Origin of the sequence: Bacteroides sp. AF34-31BH, assembly GCF_003602795.1 — a bacterium.
Lineage (GTDB): Bacteria > Bacteroidota > Bacteroidia > Bacteroidales > Bacteroidaceae > Bacteroides > Bacteroides uniformis.
This window is the reverse complement of record NZ_QTLV01000020.1, coordinates 1-18713: the sequence shown is the minus strand read 5'-3', so window position 1 is coordinate 18713 and position 18713 is coordinate 1. Positions and strand designations below refer to the sequence as shown.

The 18713-nt window shown below is 36.8% G+C and carries 14 protein-coding genes and 2 pseudogenes; 5 read left to right on the top strand and 11 right to left on the bottom strand.

The genetic code is table 11. The features are described 5' to 3' along the window. A pseudogene (locus DWZ67_RS19495) lies at positions 1–686 on the top strand (relaxase); the annotation flags it as partial. Between the two features lie 24 nt (positions 687–710). Continuing rightward, positions 711–1253 (top strand): hypothetical protein, encoded by a 543-nt coding sequence (locus tag DWZ67_RS19490; RefSeq protein WP_007219214.1) that lies wholly within the window; start codon positions 711–713, stop codon positions 1251–1253. Between the two features lie 183 nt (positions 1254–1436). Here DWZ67_RS19490 and DWZ67_RS19485 read toward each other — a convergent pair whose 3' ends face one another. The 11 genes from DWZ67_RS19485 to DWZ67_RS19435 are packed head-to-tail and all read right to left on the bottom strand — an operon-like array spanning position 1437 to position 15549. Further along, positions 1437–2021, bottom strand: coding sequence for a hypothetical protein (locus DWZ67_RS19485; protein WP_004323938.1), 585 nt, complete (start codon positions 2019–2021; stop codon positions 1437–1439). 3 nt (positions 2022–2024) lie between these two features. Continuing rightward, positions 2025–4193: an AAA family ATPase gene (locus tag DWZ67_RS19480; protein WP_120139528.1), complete on the bottom strand. Its 2169-nt coding sequence runs from the start codon at positions 4191–4193 to the stop codon at positions 2025–2027. Then, on the bottom strand, positions 4190–4420 hold the full coding sequence (locus tag DWZ67_RS19475) for a hypothetical protein (protein WP_225987840.1): 231 nt from the start codon (positions 4418–4420) through the stop codon (positions 4190–4192). Before DWZ67_RS19475 ends, DWZ67_RS19480 begins: the two co-directional genes overlap by 4 nt. A gap of 4 nt (positions 4421–4424) precedes the next feature. Then, positions 4425–6710 carry a DEAD/DEAH box helicase family protein gene (locus DWZ67_RS19470; RefSeq protein WP_120139527.1) on the bottom strand — a complete coding sequence of 762 codons (2286 nt, stop codon included), beginning with the start codon at positions 6708–6710 and terminating at the stop codon, positions 4425–4427. Further along, a complete protein-coding gene (locus DWZ67_RS19465) occupies positions 6704–7675 on the bottom strand; it encodes a protein kinase family protein (protein ID WP_004323942.1) in 972 nt (323 codons plus the stop codon). The genes DWZ67_RS19470 and DWZ67_RS19465 overlap by 7 nt, the downstream gene beginning before the upstream one ends. Positions 7676–7683: 8 nt before the next feature. Further along, positions 7684–8769, bottom strand: a complete 1086-nt coding sequence (locus DWZ67_RS19460) for a DUF262 domain-containing protein (protein WP_004323943.1) — start codon at positions 8767–8769, stop codon at positions 7684–7686. Between the two features lie 13 nt (positions 8770–8782). Next, positions 8783–9889: a phosphoadenosine phosphosulfate reductase gene (locus tag DWZ67_RS19455; protein ID WP_120139529.1), complete on the bottom strand. Its 1107-nt coding sequence runs from the start codon at positions 9887–9889 to the stop codon at positions 8783–8785. Continuing rightward, positions 9886–13095, bottom strand: a complete 3210-nt coding sequence (locus DWZ67_RS19450) for an ATP-binding protein (protein WP_004323945.1) — start codon at positions 13093–13095, stop codon at positions 9886–9888. Before DWZ67_RS19450 ends, DWZ67_RS19455 begins: the two co-directional genes overlap by 4 nt. Beyond that, on the bottom strand, positions 13085–13930 hold the full coding sequence (locus DWZ67_RS19445; protein WP_120139526.1) for a DUF4007 family protein: 846 nt from the start codon (positions 13928–13930) through the stop codon (positions 13085–13087). The genes DWZ67_RS19450 and DWZ67_RS19445 overlap by 11 nt, the downstream gene beginning before the upstream one ends. Before the next feature lie 13 nt (positions 13931–13943). Next, positions 13944–14951, bottom strand: coding sequence for a nucleotidyl transferase AbiEii/AbiGii toxin family protein (locus tag DWZ67_RS19440; RefSeq protein WP_007219209.1), 1008 nt, complete (start codon positions 14949–14951; stop codon positions 13944–13946). Further along, positions 14944–15549 carry a DUF6088 family protein gene (locus tag DWZ67_RS19435; RefSeq protein ID WP_004323950.1) on the bottom strand — a complete coding sequence of 202 codons (606 nt, stop codon included), beginning with the start codon at positions 15547–15549 and terminating at the stop codon, positions 14944–14946. The genes DWZ67_RS19440 and DWZ67_RS19435 overlap by 8 nt, the downstream gene beginning before the upstream one ends. Before the next feature lie 522 nt (positions 15550–16071). Here DWZ67_RS19435 and DWZ67_RS19430 point away from each other — a divergent pair. From DWZ67_RS19430 to DWZ67_RS19420, 3 genes and pseudogenes are all read left to right on the top strand, one after another. Further along, positions 16072–17073, top strand: coding sequence for a hypothetical protein (locus DWZ67_RS19430; protein WP_120139525.1), 1002 nt, complete (start codon positions 16072–16074; stop codon positions 17071–17073). A gap of 490 nt (positions 17074–17563) precedes the next feature. Further along, the gene (locus tag DWZ67_RS20205; RefSeq protein ID WP_004292428.1) at positions 17564–17728 is read left to right on the top strand and encodes a hypothetical protein; all 165 of its coding nucleotides are present in this window, start codon (positions 17564–17566) and stop codon (positions 17726–17728) included. A 185-nt stretch (positions 17729–17913) separates the two neighbouring features. Then, positions 17914–18663: pseudogene (locus DWZ67_RS19420) on the top strand (DUF3871 family protein); the annotation flags it as partial. Positions 18664–18713: the final 50 nt, after the last annotated feature.

The following is an 18713-nucleotide window of genomic DNA, read 5'->3' as shown; positions in this document are numbered from 1 at the left end:
TGGTACACGTTTCAAATGCTACCCGGGTCCCTTTTCAAGTGTTAGCTACAATCTCAGTCTGTTGTATGGAGATACTTCGCAAGATGGACAAATTCAGTTGGAAACAGTATGAAGCAGAACTGACAAAACGGGGCTACAAAGTACATTTGCAAGAGAAAGAAAGTGGCGGTGTTTACGGTTATTCCATCAAACGCGGCAACTCCATTTATAAATCATCGGTGCTAGGTATAGGACGAAGCCTTACCCCATCAAAGATAGAGGCTACTTGGGCGAAACTCCATCCGCAAGAGAGGAAGTCCGAACCGACAAAACCTATTTCCCAACAAACACGGACAGCAGATATTACTCCTATTTCACAGCCTGTGATAAAGCACTACAATATAGCGACAGACGAATATCACAGTTACCATGTGGAGATACCCGAAGCGGCAGACAATATCATCCGACAGAATTGTTCTTTGGAGGAAGCACATCCATTAGCTAAACTGGAAGAAATACAGCACACGGCTCTTTTGCTCTTTGCAGGATATTTGGATGCTGCTACAAGTATGGCGACATCAAGTGGTGGTGGCTCTGATACAGGAGGTTGGGGAAGAGATAAGGACGAGGATGAACTTGAATGGGCGCGTCGTTGTGCAAGAATGGCAAACAGCATGTGTAAACGCAGAAAAGGACTTCACAGATAAATGAACCATTAAAAAGCAAGAATCATGGGAATTAGAAAATCAAACATCACTCCATCAATAAACGTTGATGATATGCTTAAGTCGGCTGAAATAAGCCATGAAATAGAGGCAGAGAAACAAGATGTCGACAAGCTACTTGTAGAAATACGTGAGGCGAAAGAGACTTTATTGAAAATCCAGCAAGACCTTCAGAATGTTATCAAAGCAGAGGATGATGTCACAGTGGCATTAAAGGCTGCTATTGATAGTTCCGACAATATCATCAACGGCATTTGCAATGCGATTGTAAAAGCAGAACGAAACACACAGTTCAAGGCTACTATAAAATCTGAGCATCTTGCTCAGCTTCAACAACTTTTAGATAAAGCTATCGAGACATGGAAGACCATGTTGGAAAATCATTGTTCCAAACAGGCAAAGATGCTAACTGAGCATGAGTTCAATATGCGCAAAATCCTCAGACGGAACGAGGGTATTTGGTTCTCTGACTTTTGGATGAAAGTCTTGGGGATATTTTTGTTCGTTTACACAGTGACATTAGTGCTGGTTGCATATTGTGTTACATGAAACATCATGTGCAATGTAACAGACTGCTACCTGAATGTGTCATGGATTATTTAGAGGATAGTTGACAGGTAATCCTGAGCCTTATCCTATGTGTACAGGCTGGGTATTGAACCCAGCCTGATATTATTTCATCAACACGGCATCATGATATAGTTCTGTTTTCGTTCTCTTTATTAGACTTTATTAATCAAGAGATTCTGGCAGTTCATCATCAAGGTCATTATCACTTTCTGTTGTTTTGGAAGCCACCAGCATATTGGTTATTTCCGTTAAGAACGCAACGTCACTAAAATAATAGTTTGGATCGTTGGCCAACTTGTCTTCAATGTAATCAAAGCCATAGTTGGCATACTCTTCCATTTTCTCCATCATCTTATCAACTACAGTTCTCAATGTAATTTCACCTTTGTCTAATGCAATGAAGTCAATATCAGTTCTTGCAATTAATGCAGCAAAAATATAGCGACGTATATTCCCATATGAGGTTCTGCCGATACGATTCTCAATATTTCCCCAATATTGGATAGCTTGACCGAATACTTTCTTCTTGTCTCTGTCTTCAATCAATGGCTTTGTCCTATTGTGATATAATCCGATAAAGAACGCGATAATGAAAATCTCATAACCTGCTCCAAAAATTTTACCACGAGCTTCCAAGAAGCTACTCACACCTTTTCCATAATCGCAGAATACATCTACGACAGTCGATTGGTAACGTCGTTCCCAAGAGGGATTACGTTTAGCCCATGATTCATATAATGATTCCATTGTCTATTTGATTTTATTGATTATCGTACGTATAGTCGCCATATTAGTCTGATCGAAGCCATCCACCTTTTTTATACGGTAAACTGAACAAGTCAGCTTGTTTATATCTTCTTCACGAACTTTACCACGAGTGATAAAATCCTTGGTCACAATTATGCACTGTTTGTCAATCTTATCAATGACGTTATAGAAATCACTTTCCTTTGAATCGCCAAATGACGATGTCGCTGCATCAAAAAACAAAGGATAATCCTCATCCCTCTTTTCTTGAGTAAAATCAGAAATAGCAAAGAGAACAGAGATATACATCACTGTTTTCTGAGAGCCAGAAGGATTGGTGATTTCTGTGCCATTGGAGCTATAGAGATGAATCTCTGTTGAATCGTTAGCAGTCTGCACTAAGCGCACTGTTCCATGGAAGTCATTTGCACTAAGTTTATCTAAATATTCATTAGCTCTTTTCTCCAACTCTGTGAGGAATCTTCGCAAATTATCCTTTTGTGCACGGAAAAAGGCCTTGTTTATTTCCTCTAGAACCTTGTGAACTTTCTTTAGAATTTTAACCTGAGAATTTGCAGGATTAAGATTATTCATCTGTTCCTTCAACTCGTCCATTTTTGATATATTGTTCTCCAATTCATCTTCCAACTGACTCAGTCTGACGGATGCTCGTTCTTTCTGTTCATACCAGCCCTTAATATCATTGAACTGACTCTCAAGGAGGCTCTCAGAAACATTACCAGCTTGAATAAGGATACGAGCCTTTTCGTCTTGCAAATCCTGAATATCCTCTTCAACGTCTTTCAACTCATTTTTTCGCAATGCGACAAGATTTAGCCAGTCGTCAATTTCTCCTGATATGCCGAAAATTTTAGATTCTTCGGGACCGCTGAGTGAAATACTGAGTGAATGTAATTCGGTAATATAGTCATTTTTAAATAAAGATTCTTCATCAATGGATTTTATTGCAGCGTCACGCTTACACTTGGCTTCAACATGCGCACGGTATTCTTCGAGACGATGAACCATAAAGTTATATGCATCAGATCCCTCAGAAGCTTCACGACCACATACTTTACAGATGTGGTCATTTATCATATCTTCCATAGTTTCTTGGTTAGGCAAATACCATGGGAGTTCTGTTGCACCATTTACCAATGCACCTTGAATTTCCTTGATAGTCTCAAGTTTTGCTTTGGCAGCGGCTTGTTGCTTGTCGAAATTCTTCTCTTGAACACGTCTTTCTTTACTAAGAGCAGCACACTTTTGTTTAAATTCCGTTAGGACATCTCCAAATGGTGCTAATATCCAATATTCGTCAAGAAGACAATGATTGTAGTCTTTCTTCTTGATTGTTGCCATGAGCTGAGTTTTCTTTGAAGTCTTAGTTTTAAGGCGTTCTTGGATATCACGATATTTTTCTGAAGTCTCTTGGTTTTGTTCAAGTTTGTTGAGATTAGATGAGAAAGTGGCGATTGCATCTTTCTTGTCCTTGATATCCTCTTTATTTTGTTGGATTTCGCCACTTAGACGCGTCATTTGCAATTCAAGAAATTTTGTCTCTTTTGAAATCTTGTCATCAGATTTCATCTCTTGTAACAAAGCCTTATTTGCCTTTTGCTCAAATGAGTCTGTATTAGCAACAAGCCCATCAAACTTATGAATATCAGAGAATTTGTCGACCAATGTCTTCAAGGAGGCTGCGTTATCGAATACGCTTAGATCAGATTCACCTTTGAACATACTAAATCTACGAATGAAAGAATCATAGCATCGTGTTATCAACTGCTTGCCATCCACAGACTCACGTTCAATTCCATTAGTCTCGTACCCATGATAAGAAGCATTACTTACACTATAGGTATCATGACCTGTCTTTACGATTGAAAAAGATTTTTCAACCATCTTCTCTCCATCATGGTCAAAAGTCATTGCCACATAAACCTCGTCATGTTCGCCAATTTCCAGCTTAGACTTTCTCATTTCCGAAACGTTGGAAAGGTTGGCACGCTCTGATGTTGTGTCAAATAGCCATTCCAAGGCCTCAAAAAAGGTGGTTTTACCATCTCCGTTGTCACCAAGAATTAGCGTGAGGCCATCAGAAAACTCAAAATGGTTATTCTCACCATAATAGCTTCTGAAGTTTTTGATATCGATTGATTTGATTCTCATACGTTACGTTTTAGATAATCGTTAATCTCTTTCCAAAGTTCTCTTTCTGTAGCTCCTTCATTTGTACGACTAATAATTTGTGCAACTGCACTGATAACACAATTGTCGGAGTCTATTGCTTGGTATATATTGCCAATGTCTTCCGCAGTGTAACCACCAAACTCCATCAGCTTATCATCAAGTAGTACAGCCTGAAGTATCTTTTCGTTGTTTGTCATTGATGCCATTTTGTTAGAATATTGACAGGTTATAATAATTTGTTATTTCTTCTAATTCAGTGTATGCAAAGGCTGGATTTTCGGATAATCTAGCAAAGTCTTTGACCCTTTGCAATTCTCCTTTTAGCAAGTTACGTTCCATGTTGTAATTTTCCTCTGTTGAATCAAATTCTGGTGCTACTACAAGGTCATGGATGATTGCGATATGCTTATCGGGATGTTTTCTCAATATACGACCACGACGCTGGATAAATTGTCTTGGATTTCCTGTACTTGCACAGAAAATTGCAAGTTCGCTTCTTGGAACATCAACACCTTCATCCAAACATTTCATGGACGTAAGCACTTCGATATCACCAGTAGAAAATTTACTCAGCACTTCGTCTCTGTTCTGAATACCAGATATGAACTTCTTTACCGTAGTTGTTGGACTAACTTCTTGAACAATTTGAGTGTATTTGTCAATCAACTTATCTACATCCATATCATCAGTTGGATTGTCGGTTGTAGCATATTGAGTGGAACAGTCAAGTTGCATACCCTCAGGAACATAAACAAGTGTATATTTGAGACTTCCGCGTTCTTCAAAGCGTTGCCTTACGATTTGTCGGAATACTTCTTCCTTATTCTGGGCTTTATGAATGATTCTCTTACGTTTGAGTAATAGGCGCATTAGAATATCATCCACACCAGAGAAAGAACCTTCATCTATATTATAGAACTTGGCAAGCTGCAAAGAAATCTTCTTGTATTCAGCCATTTCATCCTCATTCAAGCGTACAACATGTGGAAAGTATCTATATCGACAAAGAAATCCATTGTCGATAGCTTCCTTCATAGAATACTCAAATGTATATTGGGCATCGCACCCAAAGAATTGCATAACAGCCTTGTTTCCTTTATCGTCAAATTGACGTTCGGGGGTGGCAGATAAACCAATACGGCGTAGAATCTTCACCCTATCTAACTTTGACATGATATTTGGTGCACCAATATTGTGAGCTTCATCTGCAATTAATAACATCTGTCGCTGTATTTTCTTACTCAATGACATGAGCTGCTTAAATGTAGATTCTCTTGAGAAAGATGCATACGTGGTAATGATAATAAACGACAAAGATGATTCATCGCTCTCGGCAAGACTCTCTTTTAGTTTTATGTCATCAATCTCTGATCTCCATCCTTGGTTTTTAGAACTCACTTTGATAATGTGGCTAAAATTGAATCGTTTACATTCATCCTCCCACTGTTCAACAAGGGTAATCGTAGGCACAAGTATCAAAGCTTGATAGAACTTAAATTTATTGTAAATCTGCAATAAGCAGTTCAGTGAGGTCAAAGTCTTTCCTGTACCAGTAGCCATTGCAAATAATCCCTTTTGTGATGCCTTCCAGTTATTGAAAGCCTCTTTTTGATATGGCCTTGGTTCAGGAAATGGAAATTGAGGAGATAGTGGTACAGACCGCTCTTCTTTAATATTCTCTTTCCCTTTATTCAAGGTATCAACTATTACTGTGACTTTGGCTTTTGCACGTTCTAAAATCCTGCGGATTGAATCCGACGTGCTATTCTCTGTCCTACTATAAAGAATACGTTGTTCATCTTCTAGAAGCTCCTTTATATCCTTATGTTTATAGGTCTTTGTGATATGCGTGATAATTTGGTCAGCTTTAAGATACTTGACCGTATCATCTTCACCAGAGAATGTACGATTGAAATCGTTGACAATATCGTTAATACGGTTCTTGTCTCGCTCTCCATCCCAATCACAAAATGCATTGATGCTCTCAATGTTTTCTACAAGAGCCATTCTTGAGAAGTTACATGAACCATCAAATGCCACTTTACTAATACCGTCAGAGAACATACCACATTTAGAGTGTGCTATACCATTACCAACCTTGGGTGTAATAATCTTTATTTCAATACGCTCATTTTTGATAAGCCAAGACAAGCACTCAAAAAAATGTTTATCACGCTTAGAAAGAGTATATGATATACAGTCTATTGCATTAAGGTCAAAGTACGGTGTGTTTACTTCCGATTCACCAACCACAATAGCATTGCGATCTTCCTCGGACAAAACATCGTTGATAATCAACCTCATTCTACCACCGTTATAAAGAAATGCGGCAAAACCATCAGCTAACACATTGATCGCTGATGATGAGAAGAATCCCAGTTTAATATCGAATGTTGTAGCGTTACACAATGCCTCAGAGAAGAAGCCTAGTGGCTCCCACTCTGTTCGCGACATGAAACGCCTACTGTCCGGCCATATTACATCAGTTTTCAACATACAAATTTATATTTCTGCATGATGCGACTTAACTCATTAATCACATAATCAATAGATATAGGTCGTTTCTTTTTAGAATGATTGAGCATATATTTCAATACACTATATATGTCATCATGCCCATCAAAGAAATCAGATCGGCGAATGTTTCCAATAGGTGCATTTCCTTGAAGTATATACCAAAAGACCTTTCCTAATTGAAAGACATCTGACTGGTGATCTATATTACAGTCAAATTTGTATTTATTATTATCTGACTGAAGATACTTATTCATAGCTTCTGGTGAAAGCCATCCTTTAGGACCAATAAAATCATTTTTCTTATCATATATGTTGTCTTTATCACGAAATGCTATAAGCCCAAGATCACCAATCTTCCATGTATCATCAAACATGAGTATATTATCAGGTTTTAGATCTCTATGATAATATCCTATATCTTTCAATTCTTTCAGACCATTAGCTATTTGTAGGCATAAATCTATTCTATTCCCAAATGGAATATCATTATTCTCTAAATAGTTTTTTAAATCTCCAGAAGCATAATCCATTGTGTAGAAAGGGAACAGATATGTAGGACCCTTGCCGCCTTCTTTTTTTACTTTGCAAGACAATTGACCAAAAGAAGCAATTGTAACTACATTATGAATATGGCGTTTTTTACATTCAATTAAAGCTTCAATCTCTCTATAGAAACGTTTATTGCCTTCAGATACTGAATTATTATTATCTCTTTTATTAGAGATCTTAATAACTCTATCAGGAACAGAACTACCATCGTCTATATAATTTTGTGCTTGATATAAAGCGAATACATAAGAATTGGCACCTTTGCTATTCTTGTATCCTGGGCTGATAGAATCAACAAAATAGTCAATACCATCAATCGTAATTGCATTATTAGTGATTTCTTCGTATATACGAATACAATTGCGATCATAGATAAATGGTGTATTTACTATCATAGTCATAATTACTTTATACAATTTACAAGTAAATACTTGTCGTATTTTTTAGTAGAAAGATTTTCCTCAAGTTCATTTTGGGCAAAATCCATTAACTGTATTTGTTCCTCGCTCGGTGTATTTGACTCATTTGCGAGCATATTCTCAAAGAATAGCAGCCTTTTCTCCCTAGCTCGCTTTGAATTAGATTGACTTACACAATTAATAGCATATTCTTTGAACAACTCGTAGTCGTCATTTGATGGATAAATAATACCATTATCACTTATATACAATAGAATTTTATATTGCTCTTTCAATACGATAATAGAATCATCGATATGTTTATCTATAAAACAAAATAGTGTATAAAAATCATTACGCTGTTTGTATCTTGTTTCGTTGATTGGCTTTATGTCTTGAATAGCATTTACCCTATCAATAATATTGCAAAAACGTGTGAATTTCAATTCTGATACATCTGATTTTATTTTGCTCTCAAACAATTCTTCTACAGCATTTCTTTTATCTGTAATACCTTTTATCAGATATGCTGCTAATTCTTCTACGAGACTTCGATCATTCATTCTCATTACAGTCTTATCAGTAAAAATATCCAAGTCTATTAAGGGTTGATATTCGGACATTCTATTGACAAGATGCATGAAATCTGTATCATGATAATACGCATGATTTACTTCAGAAGGATTTAACTGCACTCCTCTTTTATTAACTAAATAAAAGAACTCTTCCTTCGTTTCTGTACTACCATTGAACTCCTCCAACAGAACAACATTTATCCTATAGTTCATAAATGTGTTCTCATTGTAATCTTTATAGTAACGTTTCGAAGAATCACGAAATTCATTCTTTATAAACTTATATATTGTAATAGCACGTTGCTGACCATCAACCATTTCAAATGTATTATCCTTATTTTTCAGAATAAAGAAGTTGGGTAAAGGATAACCTTTGCGAATAGAGTCAATTAACAATTTCTGATCCTTTGAGGACCAAATAAAGTTTCGTTGGTAAGGAGGACGGAGGTTGATTTTTTGAGATTCTATTAAATTTATCAGTTCACCAATAGTCCACTCTAAATTAGAATACTTCATATTATTACATTTTTTATATAAAACAATTCGCACAAAAGTTATCTTCATCAACATCACCAATATAGTCTGCTAATCGGCATGAGCCTGCTTGACGCTTAGCCTCTTGTTTCTTGATAGCATCCAATTTAATTTGACGGATACGCTCTGGCTTGATAAGGTCTGCCAAACTCTCATTTTGATTCCAAGTATAACCACCTTTCTCAAAATCCATTGCTTTTTGATAGAGGTCAGGATGTTGCTCGTAAAGCCATATCCATTCTATTTTTTGTTGGAAAAAGCAGAAATAGCAACCAGAACGACTACGATTGTACGTACCAATCTTTCCGTCAACTTCAAACTTAATGGGTTTGTAGTAATCAGGTATACCGACACCACTTTCTTCAAGGATTCGGAATATGTCATCCCTCACGAGAATATCGTCATTATCAACTAATGGGAAATCGTCAAGTTTACCTACAGGATAATCCGTAGTTTTGAGGAACTTAAATACAGCTTTATTAAATAGTTTTGTATCCAAATCTAGTAGCGAATTGGTCTTTTTACTATAATAGAAATCTTTTGTGAGAGGCTTCTCAATAATCTTCTTCGCTTCGCTCAAAGTTTCTTCATCACACAATGAAGTATATATTTCTAAGAGTTGAGCAATGTTATTGTTGCTAAGTACCTTGTTTACAACATCCACACTCCAAATATTCTTGCGAAAAGGGAATATAGCTTGAATGTTAGGTTTAGTGGAAACATACCCTTCCCGGTCTTCATCTCCACGAATACCAACATAGGAAATTGTAGGTGCATCTCCCACAAACTTCTCCATTTCGGCTAATTTCATTTTCTGAGTGCACCAACGAGCTTGAGGCGAAGGTAAGTAGTTACCAGACGCTTTTAAAAAATGTTCAAATGGTGTTGGCTCTGGACTACCAGCAGCGGCTCTCAACATCGTTATACCACCAAGGTATGTTTCAAGACGACTTATCAATAGTTCTGTCTCTGCCAGTTCACAGCCTGTATCAGTATTATAATACTCCAATTTCATTTGTGGATATTTGTTCTTGAGGTAAATGGCTAATGCTGCACTGTCTTTGCCTCCTGATATACCCAATATGTGTCGTACCATATTTATCGCAATTTTTCGTTCAACATTTTGAGCAATATACAAACATCTAGCTCATCGTTACCAGATAATAGTGTTTGTATCCTATTTTCAATTTCTGCAACTTCTGCAAGTTTTACTTTAGGAAGACGATAAGTCCTACTTGATTTGAAATCACCTTTGCTAGTCGCCAATTCAAAGTTAAATGCCACTTCGTCAGTTTCATTATTAACTTCATTGAACGCTGTATATCGTTCTAGTTCTCCAAACAAGTGTGTAAGATTCGATAAAAACAAAGCTTCTTCTTTATCTTCTATAGATTCTATTTTACGGTCGAATACCACCAAACCTATTTTCTCATAAAACTCACGCTTATTATCAGATGGAGCAAGGACTCTATCCAAAAATGATTTAGATTTAGTTGTTAACAATCCTTTGTTTATACTTGAATAACGCTGAACCAAAATCTCTTTATATTTTATATAGTCGTGAGGCAGTCCTAAATATCCTACCACAGCATCTTCAATACGATCTATAAACAAATCATAACAGATAACCAATTCGTGAACAGCGGTTTTGATAAGCTGCAAATACTGAGCAGCAAATTCTTCATTATGAAAATCATTGTAGCCCAAAGCTGCTGGTATATCTTCAAGAAATGCTTTGCATGGGTCTTTTGCTGTTGCTAAAACATCTCTAAATTTTGCGGTCACATCGTAATCAAATTTACGAGTAGTCTTGGCATATTTGTTCAAGCCGTTATAAAAGTTGAAGAATGGGCGGATTGTATCCATAAGAGAATTGGATGTTATGGTTTCTCCACGCTCTTTATTCAGGAATTCTCTGTATTTATTGAATAACTCCAATTTGATACCGTTAACATCAAAAGCTTTTATCGTAAAGTCATTCAAGCGTTTCTGCAATAGCTCAAACAATTCTTTATTAATATTCAGAACAAATGTTTCGCCATTATAAAGCGCAAACTCCTGTTGCCTTACAAATAAAAAGATGGGCAACCAGAAGTCTATGACACCTTGTTTCAATTTGTATGGACGCATTTTTAATGTCTTTACTAAATCTGACAGTTTAAAGGCTTTCTCTGTACTTTTTGCTAAAAAATCAGAGCAAACAGTCCATAGCGATTGAAGATTTGGAGTAATTGGCTCTCCTAAGATCCACAATCCATCTTCGTTTTGGCGATGGATTCCGGAACTCTTAAACAATGTATTGTATATAGTACGCTCAGGCGGATATTGGGTTGGAGAAAATCCAAAATCTTCTTCTTGCCAATGCTCAATCATTGCATCTAACAGGTTCACTCTTGCCAAAGAAATTGCCGAGCTTATTTTCTGCTTGTTAAATAATTCATTTCTGATGATAGGTGTTTCATTATATACTACATCGCAAACAGTAGACAGAAGTTTATTGAAATCTTTTCGACTCTTTATTATCTGTTGTTCTCCATTGAAAAACCATTCAACCTGACCATTGGGCATTTCAACGCAACTATTAATAGCTTCATTAAGTAATTGCGCCTCAAAGGACTGTTGCTTAAGTATCTCTCCTTTTGCGATTCGGTCTTCCAACACCACATTATCAAGGAGATATTGCAGCTTCTTTATTTCATATAGGTGTCTGACAATTTTTTCTGTATCATTAAAGTAGGCATAGACTATGGCTTTGCCTGAACTCGCAGACAACTTCAATATGCAATCTTTAATATCCTCTAAAGGGAAAATCAGGTTTATAAAGCCATCATCGTCACCTGTTGGTTCTACATCATATGGTTCATTAGAAACTACATACTGGAAATAACGAGGAGTTCCAGTCCTATAGTATGAGGCAGATGCTACGACAACGGTTTTCTTTACATAAGGAGCAATTTCTGCTGCGACCAACTTTGGTACAGGTACAATTGTGGCTGCCTTATATAGTTCATCTTCAATATTTATATCTGTACCCTCAAATAAAATGAATTGAGATTTATATGCAGCAAAACGAATAATCTTGTTCGCGGTCAATTTCTCAATAATACCTCTTGGATTCTTTATGCCCAATGCCTTTAAAGCGTAAGTCTCCAAGAATGCTAAATCAACGACCACACCATTATAGAACAAGTTAAGCAAACCGATAGACTTAACAATTTTAAGTGCATCATCGATGTTGTTCTTATTAATGATTCCGCTTTCTACTCGTTCTATGGCAACACGAATAGCACGCCAGTTGGTAGAGTCAAGATTTGTTTCCGCCAAAGCTGTGTAGAAGTTATATATGACATAATCATAGACAACAGCCAAGTTATAAGTCGTTGTGTCATTTGGGAGAAAACTGTTTATTGAGTTGGATGCAGTGTCATGCAAGAAAGAAAATAGTGTTCTCTCATTCTGCCCATACCGTTGAATAGCCAGTGTCAAGCATGAAGCAGCTACCGCATCCAATGGATATAGCATCTTAGACGTTCTGACTGTCAGCGACTCTGATATGATTTTATTTTTCTTTGCCAACGAAAATATTTCAAGGAAATTCTCTTTGGCATTATCTGTCATTGTCTTTGATTTGGTTAGACTTTCGGCTGCCAAAAACAATAGTTGTTCTACTGGCTCTGCGAAAACCAATTCTTTAAAACGCCCCTTTACCTTTAACCACTCATTTCTTTGAGTTTCTGTAAGTTTGTGAGCATAGGATCCAAAATTTTGGTGAAGTGTGGTAATAAGTATTACATTTCGAGATGAAACATTAACAAACTCTGCTAATGTCTGTAAAAAATATAGTTCTTTTTCTGGATTATTGTTGGCTGCATGTTCAAGTATCTTGCCAAATTCATCAATGAAAATAAACAAGAATTTATTCTGATCCTTTAATTTTATCAAATACCTTGTCAGTGTACTAAAAACGTTTTTGCTATCATCGGAAGGAGCAATTGACAGCTCCTTTGATAACAACGTCGAAAGAGATGAATAGTCTCCTACGATATTCATAAACTCAAAACTCTTGGCATCTGCAAAAACGCTTCTTTCCGATACCAATTTTGATTTATTGTTGAGTAGGTCTTGTTCTAAAGCCATTAGGAAACTAGATTTTCCTGTTCCGTATGTTCCAATTATCAAGAATGAGTGAATTCCTGATTGGAAGCTATCGACTATATTGCCATACACCTTTTGTGCATTGGGCGTAACGATGTAATTGAAATTATCGCTCACGCCTTGGCTTATGTTTATAGATAAATTAAATTTCATCGTTGTTATAATATCTATTCAGCACTTCAAGTATATTTAATTTCTGGAGAAATTGTACATTTCTAATTCCGCTATTATCTGTGTAGCTAATTTCTTTGGGGTATTGTTCACTTAGCGAGCGTACTACCATCAAGAAAGAAGAAGTGGGAATGCAGAATATCAATGATAGTTCTTGTAACTTATCAAAAGAAACTGTTTTGTCCTCTCCGGCTATATGAACCAATGCAAATAGAATAATCAAAGGATTAACTTGCTCTATAGAAATTTCATTGAATGAATACTTTCCTTCGTTCTCACGGAGAAGACCTAATTCTAACAAAATACTCGCATATTCTTCGTATCCTTTCGGACTTGTCGGTGCAAGATAGTTCTGCAAAAGCACTCTTATGTCCTTCTTTACAGTATTTTCATTAAACACGTTTTTTTGTTCAGGTACATTGCACTTTCTTTTGATAAATGAAAGAACTTGTTCTTTATCAAACTCTTTCTTCTCACGTTGCAAGTCAACAAAAAACAGACGATAAATACTTGAAACCGCTGTCACTACTAACATATAGTGAAGAATCCATAGGGTGGCGTTATCTTCGGCATAAGGATCTCTTCCATCTCTATCATCAAAGAGATAATGAGCAATCTCCGTTGCCTCGTCATCATTCAAAAGACCAAATGCCCTCAGCCAAAATCTAATTGATTGAACCATGTTTTTGCCGACACCGAGTTTTACGACAGCATCAGGGTCTGTAAATCTATTACGGTCAACCCAATAATCATATCCCTTCTTTAGCCACATAGACTTACAAGGAAATGATTCGTGACCAGAAAAACAATATCTCATTTTATCAATATTTTTAGTGTTTAGTATTATGAAATAGATTTTCTAATTCTCTCATTTTTTCTATCAATTCTTCGAACGATGGTTTCTCTCCATATATCATAGACGATTGCATGTCCTTGTAATCGTTGTACCAATCGTCCATAACATCATCGGGAGGTAGCAACCTTATGCGTTTGCGAATGTCGGGAGTATAATCCACCCCACTCATGCTTGTGAATAATTCACGATGATGGTGGATTGTATTCCAAAGTTCATCGTTGGCAATCGCCCGTGTCGCAATGTCAGTGCTCATCATTTGTGCCAAGTCATACAGATGGCGGGATTTGCGATTGGCTTCTCTTGAAGTTTGAGATGAAAAAAGTTCATGCAACAAAAATGCCTTTTCTAAGAATGTTTTCTCTGCCAAGGCTGTGGGTATCACAACCTGCTTAACTATCGTGCTAATAGGTAATGCGTCTTCTACAATGCTTGTTACCGTTGCTTCTGCTGTGGGTTCGAGCAAGGAACGAGCACCAACCTCCAGTTTTACCTCTGAATGCAAATAAGGTAAATCTTCATCGAAAAGAGACCTGTAACGAATGTGTATCACTCTTGGCTCCGGGTATGTCCCATCACCTTCACCGTCAGGGTCAGCTTCCACTAACAGCCATTTCTCCATACCTGTTTCAGTAACCGCCCTTTGTAATGACTGGCAAAGTTCGTCACGCACAAAGATGGAAGAAGCCTTACGTAGCCGTTTGATTTGCTTTTTCGTCAAATCTCCCTCAAATCCCCAAATGGACGGGTCAATGGCCAAGTCTATGTCTTCGGAAAAACGTCGTATCACTTTCCATACCTTACTAAGAGATGTTCCGCCCTTGAATACAAGATGGTCTGCTATAGGTAATGAGAATACCATTTGTAATACTGCCGTTACCCATAAGTCCTTTTCTACAGCTTGTACAGGCAAGCCTGTTTTATTGGCTGTTTGGGTAAACACCATTTGCTGTTGTTCCTTGGATAGTTGGAAATAATTATTCATACGCTTGTCTTGTAAAGGTTCTTATCCATGCTGGCATAAGTGCCTCATCTGCCAGCACGTTCTCTTTTTGCTCTTTCTGAAGCACATTCTTAATTTGCTTGGCTATATCGTCGGTTATATTATCTTTCCCTACTTCTTTTAGGGCAAACGTAACCAGCATTGCAAGTGAATTTGTGAATGAAAGATTCTTGGGAGTCGTGTATTTGAACTGTATCGAACGACCATTTCCAAGGCTTACCTTGCGTGGTGCACCGTCTGTCAGATAAACAATATTCATAGGCACTTGAGTAGATATACCCAATTTGTTCAGCGCATAAATACCAGTCGGCACAATACGTGCCTTATCCCTGCGGGCTATCATCTCAGCAATCTGTTCTATGGATGGCATCAATATGCCAAGTCCCAAGACCGTATCAATCTCAGGATATAAATATATACCTCTTGCCAAACGGATGATATCACCTTTTGCAGTCAGTCGTTCAAGACTTTTGCCAATAGCCTTTACTTCACCGTATGACGTAAAATCAGAAGGAAAGAAGATGCTTCCTCTTCCTTTGGCTTTAATAGCTGTCAAAATATTCTCTTCTATGCTTGCCATCACGTTCTGTTTGTCGCAAAATTATAAATTATTTGCGACAACTCCAAGGCTTGGGTAAAATATGAGGTATTAATTAACATTACATGCTGAGATGCTATAGTCAAATGGATTTGATGGCAACATTCACTCCCTAATTCTGCGTAAACAATGCGTAAACAAACGGTTTCAGTTAGGGGGATTTAGTGAGTTCCATAGGAAATAGAGAAATACGTAACTGGTTGAATTTCAATAAAAATTGCGATAACAAGCTATCGCAGAATATCATCTTATCGTTCTCATAATCTGGAGGTCCCTGGTTCAAGCCCAGGCTGGTCCACAAAGAAGATTCCTAATAGATTGTTATTCAACAGTTTGTTAGGGATCTTTTTTATTTGTGTCAACAGAATGTCAACCAAGCTTTTAACTATCCGATTTTATCTTACTTACGCAACTGTTAATAATTAAAAGCAAAAGTAATAAAAAACACAGTTTTAAAATCCTATTATCAAAGTATTTTTTATCTTCACCCCAAATAGTAAAGTCATGGAAAATTATAAAGAAAAGCTATTTCAACTGTTAGAGCAACATTTAAAAGATAAGGAACAGGCTGATATAAAGAAAATATGTGTAATGATAGAAGATAAATATATTACAGATTTAAATGAGCATTATAAATCTATTTACAGCTTGTTTCAAGATAGCAATTATAGCTATATGGAGTTCAAACTTAATTTGAGCAAAAGAATATTGCTATTACAATATCGGAATGCTATTGTTATGCGTCAGCGGGCTTGGGAAGGTGAAGAAGAAAAACGTTTTCAAGAAAGTCTCAATAGAGTAGAAGAACAGATTCAAAAAAGTTTTAAGGAACTTTCAGAAACAGAGCAAATCGCCTTAGCTTTTTCCATTGCAGAGAAGACTTTGAAATTCAAAATGCAAATGTTTGTCATAGATGAGAAAATTGCAGTTTTAAGTGATAAAATAAGTATTATGTCGATTGGCACTCAACCGATCAAACAAATAGATCTACTGTGTCAAGTAACTAAGGAGAAAATAGCTTCAAAAACAGTTATTGATTTATTACAAAAGGAGTTCTTTGAATACATCCAGATTAGACGCTTTCAATTTGGAGGAGATAAGAATGAACTCAAAAAGGAAATCAAACAGCTAAAAATTGAGAAGAAACATCAGGTAAGTTTAGCTATCCGGAGTGTTGTAGAATCATTAGTTTCTAAAGGTATATTAACCCAAATTGCACCTAAAGGTAATTCTTATAAAATAATGAATGCAAATGGGGAGTGTATTGAATTGCCTAATACGATGGCGATCAAAGTGTATGATATAGTAAAAGCATTAGGTTTTGACACTTCTTTCAAAAGACATAAAAAATTAGCAAACACTACATATGAAAAAGATTATCAGACACCTGACTTGGACGAGGAAAAGAAAGATTATGTTAAAGACAGATTAAAAAGAAGTGCAGAACTAAATATTAATACTGAAGAGAAAGAGTTCTTTTTTGATTATCACGGTCATATCTTATAATCCACAGACATTAGCCATATTCAATAAGTAATCTCTGTTGCTGATAATCGGTAGCAGAGATTATTTAATTTTGTTTCCATTTATAATTCCCCTTTTCCAAAGCCCTCAAACTCTTATATATGATGAAATAGCTTGGAGTATAATACAGCACCATTAAGATAAGGTGCGTAGCTTCAAGCATTAATGATAAGAACAATTACCGGGTCACGCTTATTTTCAGACGATGGATAAGATGGCGATTCGATGATGCGTAGCAATTCCAGTATGTGGACAAGACATAAAGTTCCCCACGAAAGAATGTATGCCGCATGACAGGCCAAGTAAATGCGAGGAGCTGTTTACAACGGTTCAACTGTCACAACCAGTCGAAAGATTGGTCTATTTTTTTTCTTCTCCCCCTTCCTTGATTTCCCCTCAAAGCCTTATATATGAGAAATATGTATATAAGAGAATAGAAATAATAACTAACAATTTAAAACAACTAAGAGACATGGGAAATTTAATTAAAGGATTGAAGGTCGCAGCTTATGTGGCCGAGATTATCGTGGCAGGTTCAGTAGTAATCGAGCTTGCGGAGAAGTATAGTGGCAAATTCGGGAAAAAGAAGATTGCCACGGGTGAAGTCAAGGCCGTTGATGCTGCGACTGAAAACTGATAGTACGTCTGATGAATGGATTATGACAAGAAAGCAGACGTAATAATAACCGTATTGGAGGTAGCAACTTCAATACTCAAAGGGATAAAGAAGCTAAGAGGTATATTCATAAAAGCAAAGAAATAAACCTCTTGGCTTTTTTTGTTTCATCGCATTTTATTAACCGACTAAAAAATAACAAGAGTATGGAAACAATGACTAATGAACTTACTGTCATTCCAAGAATAATCGGAATGATGGCAAAAATGATGGATGCAATTGGTGTCGAAGATGCTGTAATCGTATCGGAAGAGGAACAGGAGGAACATCCAAATTTTATTGAGAGTAACACTTCAGGTATTACGCTTGAAGAACTTGAAAGGAACTGTATCGTACCCAGTTTCGGAGACAACCAGCTTACAATCAGTCACCAGACATTCATACACCGGATCGAGGAGGCTGCAAGGAGTTATTTTACAGGTGAGAACTTTGGTAACACAGAGATCAGAGTCTCACATAAAATCCTGGGAAGAGTGCCAAGTGCATTGACAAAAAGAAAAGAGGAACTGAAACCGGAAGATGAAACGATTTATTATCAACGTATGGCTTTCTGTTTTCATATCAGAACAATGAGCAGAAAAATGAATGGTGAGGAGGTACATCTCTGCATAGGTGGGGTACGTAGTTTGAATGAGGAAAATTTATACAACCGAAAATCACCCGAGAAATTTAAAATCTTTATCGGATGGAGAGTGAAAGTTTGCTCAAATCTAATGCTGACCAATGATGGCCTGACCGGACGACTGGAAGTAATGAGCGACGCTGATATTTACAGTTCAGCACTACGGTTATTTCAGGACTTCAACCCTGAACAAAATCTCAGGCTACTTGAAAACCTGGGAAGAACGAGGATCTCCCAGGAACAGTTCTGCCAAATAATAGGTAGGCTCAGATTGTAGCTAACACTTGAAAAGGGACCCGGAACAACATTTAAAAAGTGCCCCAC

Bases quoted from the DNA above. Each gene is read 5' to 3' on its own strand.
- DWZ67_RS19475 (WP_225987840.1), bottom strand. From the start codon at position 4,420: ATGGCATCAATGACAAACAACGAAAAGATACTTCAGGCTGTACTACTT.
- DWZ67_RS19470 (WP_120139527.1), bottom strand. From the start codon at position 6,710: ATGTTGAAAACTGATGTAATATGGCCGGACAGTAGGCGTTTCATGTCG.
- DWZ67_RS19435 (WP_004323950.1), bottom strand. From the start codon at position 15,549: ATGGCAAGCATAGAAGAGAATATTTTGACAGCTATTAAAGCCAAAGGA.
- DWZ67_RS19465 (WP_004323942.1), bottom strand. From the start codon at position 7,675: ATGATAGTAAATACACCATTTATCTATGATCGCAATTGTATTCGTATA.
- DWZ67_RS19445 (WP_120139526.1), bottom strand. From the start codon at position 13,930: ATGAGATATTGTTTTTCTGGTCACGAATCATTTCCTTGTAAGTCTATG.
- DWZ67_RS20205 (WP_004292428.1), top strand. From the start codon at position 17,564: ATGGGAAATTTAATTAAAGGATTGAAGGTCGCAGCTTATGTGGCCGAG.
- DWZ67_RS19450 (WP_004323945.1), bottom strand. From the start codon at position 13,095: ATGAAATTTAATTTATCTATAAACATAAGCCAAGGCGTGAGCGATAAT.
- DWZ67_RS19485 (WP_004323938.1), bottom strand. From the start codon at position 2,021: ATGGAATCATTATATGAATCATGGGCTAAACGTAATCCCTCTTGGGAA.
- DWZ67_RS19430 (WP_120139525.1), top strand. From the start codon at position 16,072: ATGGAAAATTATAAAGAAAAGCTATTTCAACTGTTAGAGCAACATTTA.
- DWZ67_RS19440 (WP_007219209.1), bottom strand. From the start codon at position 14,951: ATGAATAATTATTTCCAACTATCCAAGGAACAACAGCAAATGGTGTTT.
- DWZ67_RS19480 (WP_120139528.1), bottom strand. From the start codon at position 4,193: ATGAGAATCAAATCAATCGATATCAAAAACTTCAGAAGCTATTATGGT.
- DWZ67_RS19460 (WP_004323943.1), bottom strand. From the start codon at position 8,769: ATGAAGTATTCTAATTTAGAGTGGACTATTGGTGAACTGATAAATTTA.
- DWZ67_RS19490 (WP_007219214.1), top strand. From the start codon at position 711: ATGGGAATTAGAAAATCAAACATCACTCCATCAATAAACGTTGATGAT.